This is a genomic window from Streptomyces dryopteridis, from assembly GCF_049606955.1.
GTDB lineage: Bacteria > Actinomycetota > Actinomycetes > Streptomycetales > Streptomycetaceae > Streptomyces.
The window spans coordinates 5,198,790-5,212,205 of the sequence record NZ_CP187113.1 but is presented as its reverse complement, the minus strand read 5'-3'; the positions used below and the strand labels follow the sequence as shown (position 1 = coordinate 5,212,205).

At 70.8% G+C, this 13,416-nt stretch carries 9 protein-coding genes; 4 read left to right on the top strand and 5 right to left on the bottom strand.

Annotation, left to right across the window (positions count from 1 at the left end):
- Positions 1–18: 18 nt before the first annotated feature.
- The gene (locus ACN20G_RS22325) at positions 19–1,197 is read right to left on the bottom strand and encodes a site-2 protease family protein (protein ID WP_424214582.1); all 1,179 of its coding nucleotides are present in this window, start codon (positions 1,195–1,197) and stop codon (positions 19–21) included.
- Between the two features lie 159 nt (positions 1,198–1,356).
- Between ACN20G_RS22325 and ACN20G_RS22320 the strand changes: the two genes are divergently transcribed.
- Both ACN20G_RS22320 and ACN20G_RS22315 read left to right on the top strand, forming a co-directional pair.
- Positions 1,357–2,331 carry a RecB family exonuclease gene (locus ACN20G_RS22320; protein ID WP_424214581.1) on the top strand — a complete coding sequence of 325 codons (975 nt, stop codon included), beginning with the start codon at positions 1,357–1,359 and terminating at the stop codon, positions 2,329–2,331.
- Positions 2,332–2,395: 64 nt separating this feature from the next.
- Positions 2,396–3,067, top strand: coding sequence for a response regulator (locus ACN20G_RS22315; RefSeq protein ID WP_424214580.1), 672 nt, complete (start codon positions 2,396–2,398; stop codon positions 3,065–3,067).
- A gap of 33 nt (positions 3,068–3,100) precedes the next feature.
- Here the strand turns inward: ACN20G_RS22315 and ACN20G_RS22310 are convergent, their stop codons facing one another.
- The 4 genes from ACN20G_RS22310 to metH all read right to left on the bottom strand — a co-directional run bounded on the left by ACN20G_RS22310 (position 3,101) and on the right by metH (position 11,152).
- The gene (locus ACN20G_RS22310) at positions 3,101–4,687 is read right to left on the bottom strand and encodes an ABC transporter substrate-binding protein (protein ID WP_424214579.1); all 1,587 of its coding nucleotides are present in this window, start codon (positions 4,685–4,687) and stop codon (positions 3,101–3,103) included.
- 68 nt (positions 4,688–4,755) lie between these two features.
- The gene (locus ACN20G_RS22305) at positions 4,756–6,360 is read right to left on the bottom strand and encodes an ABC transporter substrate-binding protein (protein WP_424214578.1); all 1,605 of its coding nucleotides are present in this window, start codon (positions 6,358–6,360) and stop codon (positions 4,756–4,758) included.
- Between the two features lie 466 nt (positions 6,361–6,826).
- Positions 6,827–7,528 (bottom strand): HAD family hydrolase, encoded by a 702-nt coding sequence (locus ACN20G_RS22300; protein WP_424214577.1) that lies wholly within the window; start codon positions 7,526–7,528, stop codon positions 6,827–6,829.
- Between the two features lie 114 nt (positions 7,529–7,642).
- The gene (gene metH / locus ACN20G_RS22295) at positions 7,643–11,152 is read right to left on the bottom strand and encodes a methionine synthase (protein ID WP_424214576.1); all 3,510 of its coding nucleotides are present in this window, start codon (positions 11,150–11,152) and stop codon (positions 7,643–7,645) included.
- 249 nt (positions 11,153–11,401) lie between these two features.
- Here metH and ACN20G_RS22290 point away from each other — a divergent pair, with 249 nt between their 5' ends.
- Together ACN20G_RS22290 and ACN20G_RS22285 are read left to right on the top strand one after the other, a co-directional pair.
- Positions 11,402–12,169 carry an IclR family transcriptional regulator gene (locus tag ACN20G_RS22290; RefSeq protein ID WP_424214575.1) on the top strand — a complete coding sequence of 256 codons (768 nt, stop codon included), beginning with the start codon at positions 11,402–11,404 and terminating at the stop codon, positions 12,167–12,169.
- Between the two features lie 444 nt (positions 12,170–12,613).
- Positions 12,614–13,396 carry an MIP/aquaporin family protein gene (locus ACN20G_RS22285; RefSeq protein WP_424214574.1) on the top strand — a complete coding sequence of 261 codons (783 nt, stop codon included), beginning with the start codon at positions 12,614–12,616 and terminating at the stop codon, positions 13,394–13,396.
- Positions 13,397–13,416: the final 20 nt, after the last annotated feature.

The window sequence follows — 13,416 nt, the reverse complement described above, 5'->3', positions numbered from 1 at the left end:
GTGACCAGTGTATTGGGTTCAGCGGCGGGGCCGTGCCATGGCCTTCACGAAGGCGCGCTCGACGTCCTGGGTGGAGAGGACTCCGTAGACGGCTCCGTCGTCCTCGACGACGAGGTATTCGGTGGCGGGGGTGGCGCGGAGGGTGTCGAGGAGGTCTTCGCCGGCGAGGTCGGCGGGCAGGCGCATGCCGTCGGTGAGGTCCTGGGCGAGGCCGCTGACGGCGACCCAGGGGCGGCGGTGGGCGGGGACGGCGGCGATGGCGGTCTCGCGGACGATGGCGGTGGGGGTGCCGGCGGTGTCGGTGACGACGAGGGCGCGGGCGCCGGCCTCGTCGGCGCGGCGGAGGGCCTCGGAGAGGGGGGTGGCGGCGGGGACGGGGATGGCGCGGCGGGTGAGGGCGCGGGCGCGGAGGGCGGGGAGGTGTTCGCGGAGGCGGGCGACGCGGAGGCTGTTGCCGGCGCCGGTCCACATGATGGCGGCGAGGATGGCGGCGAGGAGGGCGTTCATGACGGTGTTCATGCCGCCGAGCTCGTCGCCGGTCTCGGTGAGGAGGGGGAGGCCGAGGAGGACGGTGACGGCGATGGCGCGGCCGACCCAGGCGGCGGCGATGGTGCCGGTCATGGGTTTGCCGGTGAGGGCCCAGACGAGGGCGCGGAGCATGCGGCCGCCGTCGAGGGGGAGGCCGGGGAGGAGGTTGAAGACGGCGACGATGAGGTTGGCGACGGCGAGTCCGATGAGGAGGACGCCGGGGACGGTGCCGGGTTCGACGGCGCGGGCGCCGAGCCAGAAGCCGAGGGTGAGGACGAGGGAGAGGAGGGGGCCGGCGAAGGCGAGGAGGAATTCGCGGCCGGGGGTGCGGGCGTCGTCGACGTGGGTGGCGCCGCCGAAGAACTGGAGTTGGATGCGGTGGACGGGGAGTCCGAAGCGGAGGCCGACGAGGGCGTGGGCGAGTTCGTGGACGAGGACGGAGGCGTAGAGGGCGAGGGCGAAGAAGAGGGCGACGAGGTAGCGGCCGGCTCCGAGTTCGGGGAGGACGGTGTCGAGGCGTCCGCCGAAGAGCCAGGTGATGAGTGCGGTGACCAGGAACCAGCTGGGTGAGACGTAGACGGGGACGCCGAAGGGGCGGCCCATGAGGTAGCCGCCTCCGGGTTCGGGGCGTCGGGTGCGGCGCGCGCCGGTGTCGTCGGGGTCTGCCACGGGTGGTCCTTTGTGGTCGTGGTGCGGTGGGGGTGGTGGGGTGGGGGTGGCGGTTGCGCGGTGTGATGCTCCGATCATGCAGTGCGAGGGGTGCCGGCGTCGATGGTATGCGGGCGTGGTCGGTGTCGGGTCGGCGGTGGGTCGGTAGGGTTGTGTGTCATGACGACTCCCGGTTCCGGTTCGGTGCGGGCGGCTGCGGACGGTGCCGGTGACGGTGGCGGCGTGCCGGTCGTGTCGGCTCCTCCTTCCTCCTTGTCGCCGTCTCGGGCGAGCGATTTCATGCGGTGTCCGTTGTTGTACCGGTTTCGGGTGATCGATCGGTTGCCGGAGAAGCCGAGTGCGGCGGCGACGCGGGGCACTTTGGTGCACGCCGTGCTGGAACGTTTGTTCGATGTGCCGGCGGTGGAGCGGACGGCGCCGGCGGCCAAGGCCCTGATCCCGGGGCAGTGGGACCGGCTGGTGTCGGGGCGCCCGGAGCTGGCCGGCCTGTTGCGGGCGGCGGCGGACGAGGCGGCCGCGGGCGCCGGGGCGGAGCCCGCGGCGGGGCCGGAGCCGGATCCGGAGGCGTTGGCGCGCTGGTTCGGCGAGGCCGAGGCGCTGGTGGACCGGTGGTTCGCGTTGGAGGACCCGACGCGCCTGGAGCCGGTGGAGCGCGAGTTCTTCGTGGAGACGGAGCTGGAGTCGGGGCTGCGCCTGCGGGGGATCATCGACCGGGTGGACGTGGCGCCGACCGGTGAGGTGCGGATCGTCGACTACAAGACGGGCAAGGCGCCGCGTCCGCAGTACGCGCACGAGGCCCTGTTCCAGATGACCTTCTACGCGCTGGTGGTGTGGCGGCTGAAGGGGGTGCTGCCGCGTCGCCTGCAGCTGGTGTACCTGGGCAGCGGGGAGATCATCACGCACGATCCGGTGCCGGCGGACCTGGAGCGGGTGGAGCGCCGGCTGTTGGCGCTGTGGGAGGCGATCCGGGAGGCGACGGCGACCGGCGAGTGGTCGCCGCGTCGGGGGCCGTTGTGCCGCTGGTGTGATCACCAGGCCCTGTGTCCGGAGTTCGGGGGCACTCCCCCGGTGTACCCGCTGCCGGTGGTGCCGCGTCCGTCACGGGCCCCCGAGGAGGGGACGGGCGGGGTCTGAGTCGCGGATCAGGGCAGAATGGTCGGTGGTTCTGCCCTGGTTCCCTACGAAGACGAGGTCTCCCGTGGCCATCCGTGTCCTGTTGGTCGACGATCAGCCGCTGCTGCGCACCGGGTTCCGGATGATCCTGGAGGCGGAGCCGGAGCTGGCGGTCGTCGGGGAGGCCGGGGACGGCCTGCAGGCCCTGGAGCAGGTGCGGGCCCTGCAACCGGACGTGGTCCTGATGGACATCCGGATGCCGCGCATGGACGGGGTGGAGGCGACCCGGCAGATCACCGGGCCGGGTCGGGACGGGCCGGCGAAGGTGCTGGTGCTGACCACCTTCGACCTGGACGAGTACGTGGTGGAGGCGCTGCGGGCGGGGGCCAGCGGGTTCCTGCTGAAGGACGCGCCGGCGGACGAGCTGGTGCAGGCGATCCGGGTGGTCGCGGCGGGCGAGGCGATGCTGGCGCCGAGCATCACGCGGCGGTTGTTGGACAAGTACGCGGGCCGGCTGCCCTCGGGCGAGGAGCGGATGCCCTCGGCGCTGGGCACGTTGACCGAGCGGGAGGTCGAGGTGCTGCGGCTGGTGGCGCGGGGCCTGTCGAACGCGGAGATCGCGGCGGACCTGTTCGTGAGCGAGACCACCGTGAAGACGCACGTGGGGCACGTGCTGACGAAGCTGGGGCTGCGGGACCGGGTACAGGCGGCGGTGTACGCGTACGAGAGCGGTCTGGTGCGGCCCGGCGGGTCCTGACGGGGCCCGCCGGGCCGGGGCGCGCGGGTCGGGTCAGCTCTTGCCGAGTTCCGCGAAGCGGAAGACGGTGGAGGAGTCCAGGGACCACTGGGCGCCGCTGACGTTCGGGCGGGTCACGGCGTACTGCTTGCCCTGCCACAGCGGGATCATCGGGACGTCCTCGGCGACCAGGGCCTGGAGGCGGGCGTAGTCGCCGGTGGTGGCGGTGCGGTCGGTGGCGGCGGCGGTCGCGGGGAGGATGCGGTCGGTGATCTCGTCGTTCTCGTAGTGGTTGCCGAGGACGTTGCCGGGGCCGAAGAAGGGCTGGGTGAAGTTGTCGGGGTCCGGGTAGTCGGGGACCCAGCCCTTGACGTAGATGCCGTACTTGCCGGCCTGGACGTCCTTCTCGTACCGCTCGTACTCGACGGATTTGACCTCGGCGCTGAACAGGCCGCTCGCGTTGAGCTGCTGGGCGATGGCCCGCATCTCCGGGTCGGTGGCGGGGCCGAAGCGGGAGGGGGTGGACCACAGGGTGACGGCGGTCTTGCCGGTGATGCCGGCCTTCTGGAGGATCTCGCGGGCCTTGTCCGGTCGGGGGCTGAGGCCGTAGCGGTCGGAGAAGGCGGTGGTGTGGCCGGCGATCCCGGCCGGGACGATGGAGTACAGGGGGTCGACGGTGCCGTGGTGGACGTCGTTGACGAGGGCGCCGCGGTCGATGAGCTGGGCGATGGCCTGGCGGACGGGGGCCTTGCCGAGGACGGGGTCCTTGAGGTTGAAGACGAGGTGCTGGACCTCGGCGCCGGTGCCCTGGACCGCGGTGACCCCGCCGGCGCCGGCGGTGTCGAGGCCGGCCACGTCGGCGGCGGACAGGCCGCGGAAGGCGAGGTCGATCTCGCCCTTCTCGACGGCGGCGCGCAGGGCGGCCTGGTCGCGGTCGTAGAGCTTGAGGGTGACGCCGGAGTTGCGGGGCTTGGCGGCGCCGGAGTACTCGGGGTTGACGGCGAACCGGAGCTGCTTGTGGGGTTCGTGGACGTCGAGGGTGTAGGGCCCGGAGCCGATGGCCTTGCCGTCGGTGCGCAGCGCGTCGGCGGGGTACTCGCGGCTGTCGACGATGGCGCCGGCGCCCGAGGCGATCTTGCTCGGGAAGGTGGCGTCGGCGTGCTTGAGGCGGAAGACGACGGTCTTGTCGTCGGGGGTGTCGATGCCGGCGATGGAGGAGAGCATGACGGCGGGGCCGGCCTCGTCGGCGATGCGCAGGGTGCGTTCGAAGGAGAACTTGACGTCCTTCGCGGTGAGCGCGTGCCCGTTGCTGAATTTCTGGTCGGGGCGCAGCACGCAGCGGAAGGTGGTGCCGCCGGCGCCGACGAACCCGCAGCTCTGGGCGGCGTCGGGTTCGGGGGTGGTGCCGCCCTTGGGGAAGGCGAGGAGGGACTGGAAGACGTTGTTGAAGACGATCCAGGAGCCCGGGTCGTAGCCGGAGGCGGGGTCCACGGACTTCACGTCGTCCGACATGCCCATGATGACGGCGGCGGCGTCGCCGGTGCCGGCTCCGCCTCCGTCGCCGGATCCGCAGCCGGTCAGCAGCGTGACGGCGGTGGCCGCGCCCAGGGGGGCGGCGATCCAGGGCTTCCGTATCTTCACCTGATGGTCCTTCGGGGTCGGCGTGGGCGACCGGCCGCAGGGGGGCGGCCGGTCGTTGCCTGTGGGTCTCAGCCTGCGGTCCCCCGGCCCAGTTCCCACAGTTGGAGGTCGGAGATGGAGTTGACGGACCACTCCACTCCGGTGATGTCGTCGCGGGCGGCGACGTACTGCTTGCCCTGCCACAGGGGCAGGACGGGCACGTCGTCGGCGACGACGTCCTGCATCTCCGTGATCGCGGAGGCCGCGGCGTTGCGGTCGGCGGCCTTGCGGGACTCGGGGATGAGCTTGTTGCGCACCAGGGGGTTGGCGTAGGGGGTGCCGAGGAAGTTGTCGGCTTCGAGGAAGGGGGCGAGGAAGTTGTCGGGGTCGGCGTAGTCGGGGAACCAGCCGAGGCCGTAGGCGGCGTAGTCGCCCTTCTTCTGGGCGGGCCGGAATTCCGACCAGGGGGTGCCGCGGAGGGTGACGGCGAAGAGGCCGGTGGCGTCGAGTTGGTCCTTCAGGGCCGCGAACTCGGCGGCGGTGCCGTCGCCGTAATGGTCGGTGGTGTAGTCGAGGGTGAGTTTGACGGGGCCCTTGACGCCGGCTTCGCGCAGGAGGCGTTCGGCGGCGGCCTTGTCGGGCTTGCCGTACTTGTTGGAGAAGGAGTTGACGTGCCCGGGGACGGAGCTGGGCACGAGGGAGTAGAGGGGCACGGCGGCGGGGCCGTAGACCTTCTCGACGAGCTTGTCGCGGTCGACGACGGCGGCGAGGGCCTGGCGGACGGCCTTGTCCTTGACGGCGGGGTCCTCGGTGTCGAAGGCGAGGTAGCGGATCTCCAGGCCGGGCATGGGCACGAGGCGGACGCCGTGCGGGGGCTTGGCGGAGAGTTCGGCGATCGCGGCCGGGGACAGGGTGCGCGAGACGACCTGGACGCGGTTGTCGGCGAGGGCCTTGGTCATGGCGGCGGAGTCGTCGAAGGTGCGCAGTTCGACGGTGTCGTTGTGGAGCTTGAGGTCGCCCTTGTAGTGCTTGTTGCGGGTGAACACGGCGCGGGTGAGGCGGCCGTTCTCGACCTCGGCGCGCATCGTGTAGGGGCCGGAGCCGTCGATCTCGAAGCCGGGGCGCAGGGCGGCGGCGTTGTAGGCGGCTTTGTTGACGATGCCGGCGGCGGGGGTGGCCAGCTTGTAGGGGAAGGTGGCGTCGGCGGACTTGAGGTGGAAGACGACGCCGTCCTCGCCCTGGGTCTCGATCTTGTCGATGCCGGAGAGGAGGGCGGAGGGGCCGTTCTCGTCCTTGATGGCGAGGACGCGTTCGATGGAGAACTTGACGTCCTCGGCGGTGAGTCGGTCGCCGTTGGAGAAGGTGAGGTCGGGGCGCAGGGAGCAGCGGTAGGTCTGGCTGCCGTGGTCGGTGAAGCGGCAGTCGGAGGCGGCTTCGGGGACGGGGCTGCCGCCGCCGCGCGGGGTGTGCAGGAGGGTCTGGACGGTTTGGCGCAGGATGTTCCAGGCGCCGGCGTCGTAGGCGTGGGCGGGGTCGAAGGGGGCGGGCGCGGCGGCTCCGGCCTGGAAGCGGTCGGTGGTGCCGACGACGATGGCGCCGTCGCTCGCGTTGCCGGCTCCGGTGGTGCCGCAGGCGGCGAGCGTGGGGGTGAGCAGGCCGGCGGCGGCCGTGAGCACCAGGGTCTTGCGGTTCACTTCGACGTTCTCCCTCGACCGGCACTTAGGTCACTGCGGTGGAGGCAGCACGCGGCGCGCCCTGTGGGGCGGAACGATCGGGCCGGTGTGTTGACGATCGGTCCACGCGGTCCCGGCCACCGGGTGGGTGGGGCGGGACGGCGGAGATGCGGCGTGGTGCCGCGACCGACAGTAGTGGCCGGGGCGGGGCCGGCCGGAATCGTGTCGGGGTGCCGGCGCGGGGCGGGGCGGCGCGTGTGAACTCGTGGTGAGCCGAGGGGTGTCGGAGGATTCGGTCAGTGGATGACGAAACCGGACACAGGGGTGGGGTGGGTGTGGGGGAAAGATGCCCGGGTGGGCCGTTCCTGGTGACAAAGCTCACCCGTGGTGGGGGCTTCGACCGGGGGAATTTCGGCCTCCGGGCCCGCTCGCGGGGTTTTCTCGCGTGAGCCGGCCGGGGCGGCGGCCGGACACGGAGCGTGAGGGGTCAGTTGACGGAGGTGACGAGGGAGCGCAGGAAGGGGAGGGTGACCTCTTCGAGGGAGGCGACCACGGTGCGTCCGGGGGCGGGGGCGATGCGCTGGACGGAGGGGACGGCGACGACGCGGCAGCCGGCGGCCTCGGCGGCGGCGACGCCGGTGTTGGTGTCCTCGACGACGGCACAGCGGGCGGGGTGGGCGCCGAGGCTGTGGGCGGCGATGAGGTAGGGGTCGGGGTGGGGCTTGGTGCGGGGGACCTCGTCGCCGGCGACGGTGAGGGTGAAGCGGTCGCGGCCGAGGGAGTGCAGGACGCGGTCGATGACGCGGCGGTGGGAGGCGGAGACGAGGGCGGTGGGGACGCCGGCGGCCTGGAGTTCGTCGAGGAGGCGGTCGGCGCCGGGCATGAGGGGGACGCGGTCGGCGATGCGGGCCTCAAAGGCGTCGTTGAGGCGGACGCTGAGTTCGGCGATGTCGACGCGGGCGCCGGTGGCCTCGATGAGGAAGCCGAGGCTGCGGCTCATGGGGCCGCCGACGACCACGTCCTTCCAGGGTTCCTGGAGCCGGTGGCCGAGTTCGGCGAAGACGGCGACTTCGGCGTCCCACCAGAAGCCCTCGGTGTCCACGAGGGTGCCGTCCATGTCGAGCAGCACCGCCTGGAGGGCCGAGCCCTCCCTCGCGGGGGTGAGGGAGGCGGAAACGGTGCTGGTCATAGGCACGCCCTTCGCTGAGACGAGAAGGCCGGCCGCCTTTTCCGCGCGGGGCGTGAGCCCTCCGGGGAACAGGCGACCGGCCTGGTGGGACCGACAAGTGTACGTCGATCTCGATCAGCGTGCGTTGAAATACTTCGCTTCGGGGTGGTGGATGACGATGGCGTCGGTGGACTGTTCGGGGTGGAGCTGGAATTCCTCGGAGAGGTGGACGCCGATGCGTTCGGGCCGCAGGAGGTCGGCGATCTTCGCGCGGTCCTCCAGGTCGGGGCAGGCCCCGTAGCCCAGGGAGAAGCGGGCGCCGCGGTATTTGAGGGCGAACATGTCCTCGACGTCGGCGGGGTCCTCGCCGGCGAAGCCGAGTTCGGAGCGGACCCGGGCGTGCCAGTACTCGGCGAGGGCCTCGGCGAGTTGCACGGACAGGCCGTGGAGTTCCATGTAGTCGCGGTAGGCGTCGGCGGCGAACAGCTTGGCGGTGGCCTCGCCGATCCTGGAGCCGACGGTGACCACCTGGAGCCCGACGACGTCGACCTCCCCGGACTCCTCCGGCCGGAAGAAGTCCGCGAGACACAGGTGCCGACCACGCCGCTGACGCGGGAAACTGAACCGGGTGCGCTCGTTGCCGGCGTCGTCGAGGATGATCAGGTCGTCGCCCTTGGAGACGCACGGGAAGTAGCCGTGGACCACGGCGGCCTCCAGCAGGTTCTCCGTGTGCAGCTTCTCCAGCAGGCCGCGCAGGCGGGGGCGGCCCTCGGTCTCGACGAGCTCCTCGTAGTCGGGGCCGCCGGCGCGGTTCTGCTTCAGCCCCCACTGGCCCTTGAAGAGGGCGCCCTCGTCGATCCAGGAGGCGTAGTCCTTCAAGGGAATGCCCTTGATGACACGGGTGCCCCAGAACGGCGGCGTCGGGATCGGATTGTCCACGGACACGTCCGAGCGCGCCGGCAACTCGGGCTCCACGATCTCCAACGGCGTGTCGCGCTTGGCGACGCGCCGCTGCTTGAGTTCGGGCAGGGTCGCGCCGGGGACGCCGCGCTTGACGGCGATCAGGGCGTCCATGAGGCGCAGGCCCTCGAAGGCGTCACGGGCGTAGCGGACCTCGCCCTCGTAGATCTCGTGGAGGTCTTGTTCGACGTAGGCGCGGGTCAGGGCGGCGCCACCGAGGATGACGGGATAGTCGGCGGCCATGTTCCGCTGGTTGAGCTCCTGGAGGTTCTCCTTCATGATCACGGTGGATTTCACGAGGAGACCCGACATGCCGATGACGTCGGCCTTGTGTTCCTCGGCGGCCTCCAGGATCGCGGCCACGGGCTGCTTGATGCCGAGGTTGACGACGTTGTAGCCGTTGTTGGAGAGGATGATGTCCACGAGGTTCTTGCCGATGTCGTGGACGTCCCCGCGGACGGTCGCCAGGACGATGGTGCCCTTGCCCTCCGCGTCGGACTTCTCCATGTGCGGCTCCAGATGCGCGACCGCCGTCTTCATCACCTCGGCCGACTGGAGCACGAACGGCAACTGCATCTGCCCGGAACCGAACAGCTCACCGACGACCTTCATGCCCTCCAGCAGCGTGTCGTTGACGATCGCGAGCGCCGGCCGCTCCGTCAACGCCTCGTCGAGATCGGCCTCCAGACCGTTCTTCTCCCCGTCCACGATCCGCCGCCGCAACCGCTCCTCCAACGGCAGGGCGAGGAGCTCCTCCGTCTTCCCGGCCTTCAACGACTTGGTGTTGACGCCTTCGAAGAGGGCCATCAGCTTCTGCAGCGGGTCATAACCCTCCGCACGCCGGTCGTAGATCAGATCGAGAGCGGTGGTGACCTGCTCCTCGTCGAAACGGGCGATCGGCAGAATCTTCGACGCGTGCACGATCGCCGAGTCCAGACCCGCCTTCACACACTCGTCGAGGAACACCGAGTTCAACAGGATGCGGGCGGCGGGGTTCAGACCGAAGGAGATGTTCGACAGGCCCAGGGTGGTCTGCACCTCCGGCCGGCGGCGCTTCAACTCCCGGATCGCCTCGATGGTGGCGATGCCGTCACCCCGGGACTCCTCCTGCCCGGTACAGATCGTGAACGTGAGCGTGTCGATCAAAATGTCCGACTCGCGGATGCCCCAGTTCCCCGTCAGGTCCTCGACGAGACGCTCGGCGATCGCGACCTTGTTCTCGACGGTGCGGGCCTGGCCCTCCTCGTCGATCGTCAACGCGATCAGGGCCGCACCGTGCTCCCCGGCCAGAGCGGCGACCTGCGCGAACCGCGAGTTCGGACCGTCGCCGTCCTCGAAGTTCACCGAGTTGATCACCGCCCGGCCACCCAGCTTCTCCAGACCGGCCCGCAACACCGGAACCTCGGTGGAGTCCAACACGATCGGCAGGGTCGAAGCGGTCGCGAAACGCCCCGCCAACTCCTCCATGTCCGCGACACCGTCACGGCCCACGTAGTCCACACACAGGTCGAGCATGTGGGCGCCCTCACGGATCTGATCCCGGGCCATCTCCACACAGTCGTCCCACCGGGCCTCCAACATGGCCTCACGGAACTTCTTCGACCCGTTCGCGTTCGTCCGCTCACCGATCGCCATGTAGGAGGTGTCCTGCCGGAACGGCACCGCCTGATACAGCGACGACGCACCCGGCTCCGGCCGCGGCTCCCGCACCGTCGGCGTCAGACCGCGGACACGCTCGGCGACCTGCCGCAGGTGCTCGGGGGTGGTGCCGCAGCAGCCGCCGACCAGCGACAGCCCGTACTCGCGGACGAAGGACTCCTGCGCGTCCGCCAGCTCCGACGGGCCCAGGGGGTAGTGCGCGCCGTCCTTCGTCAACACCGGCAGGCCCGCGTTCGGCATGCACGAGAGCGGAATCCGCGCGTTGCGGGCGAGGTGCCGCAGGTGCTCGCTCATCTCGGCGGGGCCGGTGGCACAGTTCAGGCCGATCATGTCGATCCCGAGCGGCTCCAGCGAGGTCAGCGCGGCGCCGATCTCCGAGCCGAGCAGCATGGTGCCGGTGGTCTCCACCGTCACCGACACGATCAGCGGCACCGACAGACCCAACGCGTCCAAAGCACGGCGCGCGCCGATCACCGACGCCTTGGTCTGCAACAAATCCTGGGTGGTCTCGATGACCAGGGCGTCCGCGCCACCGGACAACAGACCCTCCACGTTCACCTGATAGGCGTCACGGATCGTCCGGAAGTCGATGTGACCCAACGTCGGCAGCTTCGTGCCCGGGCCCACCGAGCCCAGGACCCACCGCTGCCGCCCGGTGCTCGCCGTGAACTCGTCCGCGACCTCGCGGGCGATCCGGGCACCGGCCTCGGACAGCTCGAAGTTCCGGTCGGTGATCTCGTACTCGCCCAACGCCGAGAAGTTCGCACCGAACGTGTTCGTCTCCACCATGTCCACACCCGCCGCGAAGTACTCACGGTGGACATTCGCCACGATGTCGGGACGCGTCACGTTCAGGACCTCGTTGCAGCCCTCCAACTGCTCGAAGTCCTCCAGGGAGGGGTCCTGGGCCTGGAGCATGGTGCCCATCGCACCATCGGCGACCACCACACGGGTGGCCAGTGCCTCACGGAGGGCGTCGGCCCGGCTCTGGGTGTCGGCGGCGGACGAGTGGGGCAACGAGGCCATGGTGCAGCTCCCTGGGATGCGACGGCTGTCGGCTTTGCGCCCGGGCGTGACGCCGGGTGCACGGGCTCAGGGTAACCGTGCGGGGTCCGGACCGGTGAGGGTGTCCCACGGGGCGGACGGCGCGCGTCGGCGGGCTTGGCCGGGACGACGCGCTCTTGACATGCTTTCCCCATCATGCGTGAGGTCGACATCGACCGATAGAGTTCGGCATTGTCGAACCACGTCTTTGGGTCAGCAGGAGGCTGCGCGATGGCACGGAACATCCAGTCGCTCGAACGAGCCGCTGCGATGCTGCGACTCCTGGCGGGCGGGGAGCGTCGGCTGGGGCTCTCGGACATCGCCTCGTCGTTGGGCTTGGCGAAGGGCACCGCGCACGGGATCCTGCGCACCCTCCAGGCCGAGGGTTTCGTGGAGCAGGACGCGGCCTCGGGCCGTTATCAGCTGGGCGCGGAGCTGCTGCGCCTGGGCAACAGCTATCTGGACGTGCACGAGCTGCGGGCGCGGGCGCTGGTGTGGACCGACGACCTGGCGCGGGCCAGCGGTGAGAGCGTGTACGTGGGGGTGTTGCACCAGAGCGGGGTGCTGATCATGCACCACGTGTTCCGGCCGGACGACAGTCGTCAGGTGCTGGAGGTGGGGGCGATGCAGCCGCTGCACTCGACGGCGCTGGGCAAGGTGCTGTCGGCCTGGGACCCGGTGGCGCACTCGGAGGCCGTGGAGGGGGAGCGGGAGGCGTTCACGGCCCGGACGGTGACGGGTGCGGCGGCGTTCGAGGGGGTGTTGGACCTGACCCGGGCGCGGGGGTGGGCGGCGGACCTGGAGGAGACCTGGGAGGGGATCGCGTCGGTGGCGGCGCCGATTCACGACCGGCGGCGGATGCCGGTGGGCGCGGTGGCGGTGGCCGGGGCGGTGGAGCGGGTGTGCGGGGAGCCCGGGGAGCCGCGGCCGGCGTTGGTGGCGGCGGTGCGGGACTGCGCGCGGGCGGTCTCGCGGGATCTGGGGGCGGGGCGTTTCTGAGCGCTTCGGCGCGGGCGTGGGGCCCCTTGGTGGGGGTGCGGCGGATCGGGACGGCATTGTCGGCCTCCGGTCCGCCGTCGTCGTTCCGGGGGTCGGTCGATCGGTTCGGGTCACTTCGGGTCGCTGCTGAACCGATTCGGCGTTGTTTTCACCGTTTCGCGTGCCTCTGGTTGGCCGTTTCCTCGTGTGTCCTGACCCCGACTTGGCCGGTTTTGGACGATCGTACCGAGTGGTAACGATGCGACATTGAGGTTCCGCCGCCCCTTGACGCGTTCTTCACCCGGGCGGAAAACTGCCGTTCATCGGTCGGCATTGTCGAACACCTACCGGCAATAGGCGTTAGGGTGGGCAAGGCCAAGGACCGGTGACGCACTCACCGAGTGCGCGGACCTCCGGAGGGACCCGGGGTCCGCCCACCTCTGGACGTAGACAAAGGAGTCGCGGGTGTCCAGCTCCGACATCTTCATCGGCGAGACCATCGGGACCGCCCTGCTCACGCTGCTCGGCGGTGGCGTGTGCGCCGCCGTGACGCTGAAGAGCTCCAAGGCACGCAACGCCGGCTGGCTCGCGATCACCTTCGGCTGGGGTTTCGCCGTGCTGATCGCCGCGTACGTGTCCGCGCCGCTCTCCGGCGCCCACCTCAACCCCGCGGTCACCGTCGGCATCGCCGTCAAGGACGGCGCCTGGGGAGACGTTCCGGTCTACCTGGCCGGTCAGCTGCTCGGCGCGATGCTCGGCGCCGTGCTGATGTGGATCGCGTACTACGGGCAGTTCCGGGCGCACCTGGCCGACCCGGAGCACGTCCGGGACGCCAAGCTCGGCCCGGAGGACCCGCACCCGCACGACCAGGCCGGCCCGGTGCTCGGCATCTTCTCCACCGGCCCCGAGATCCGCCACACGGTCCAGAACCTCGCCACCGAGATCATCGGCACCGCCGTCCTGGTCCTGGCGATCCTCACCCAGGGCCTGCAGGCCGACGGCAAGGGCCTGGGCGTGATCGGCGTGCTGATCACCTCCTTCGTCGTCGTCGGCATCGGCCTCTCCCTCGGCGGCCCGACCGGGTACGCGATCAACCCGGTGCGCGACCTCGGTCCGCGGATCGTGCACGCGCTGCTCCCGCTGCCGAACAAGGGCGGCTCCGACTGGGGCTACGCCTGGATCCCGGTGGTCGGCCCGCTGGTCGGCGCCGCCCTCGCGGGCGGTCTGTACAACCTCGCGTTCGCCTGACCACCATCTCCCCCACACGG

Bases quoted from the DNA above. Each gene is read 5' to 3' on its own strand.
- metH (WP_424214576.1), bottom strand. From the start codon at position 11,152: ATGGCCTCGTTGCCCCACTCGTCCGCCGCCGACACCCAGAGCCGGGCC.
- ACN20G_RS22320 (WP_424214581.1), top strand. From the start codon at position 1,357: ATGACGACTCCCGGTTCCGGTTCGGTGCGGGCGGCTGCGGACGGTGCC.
- ACN20G_RS22300 (WP_424214577.1), bottom strand. From the start codon at position 7,528: ATGACCAGCACCGTTTCCGCCTCCCTCACCCCCGCGAGGGAGGGCTCG.
- ACN20G_RS22290 (WP_424214575.1), top strand. From the start codon at position 11,402: ATGGCACGGAACATCCAGTCGCTCGAACGAGCCGCTGCGATGCTGCGA.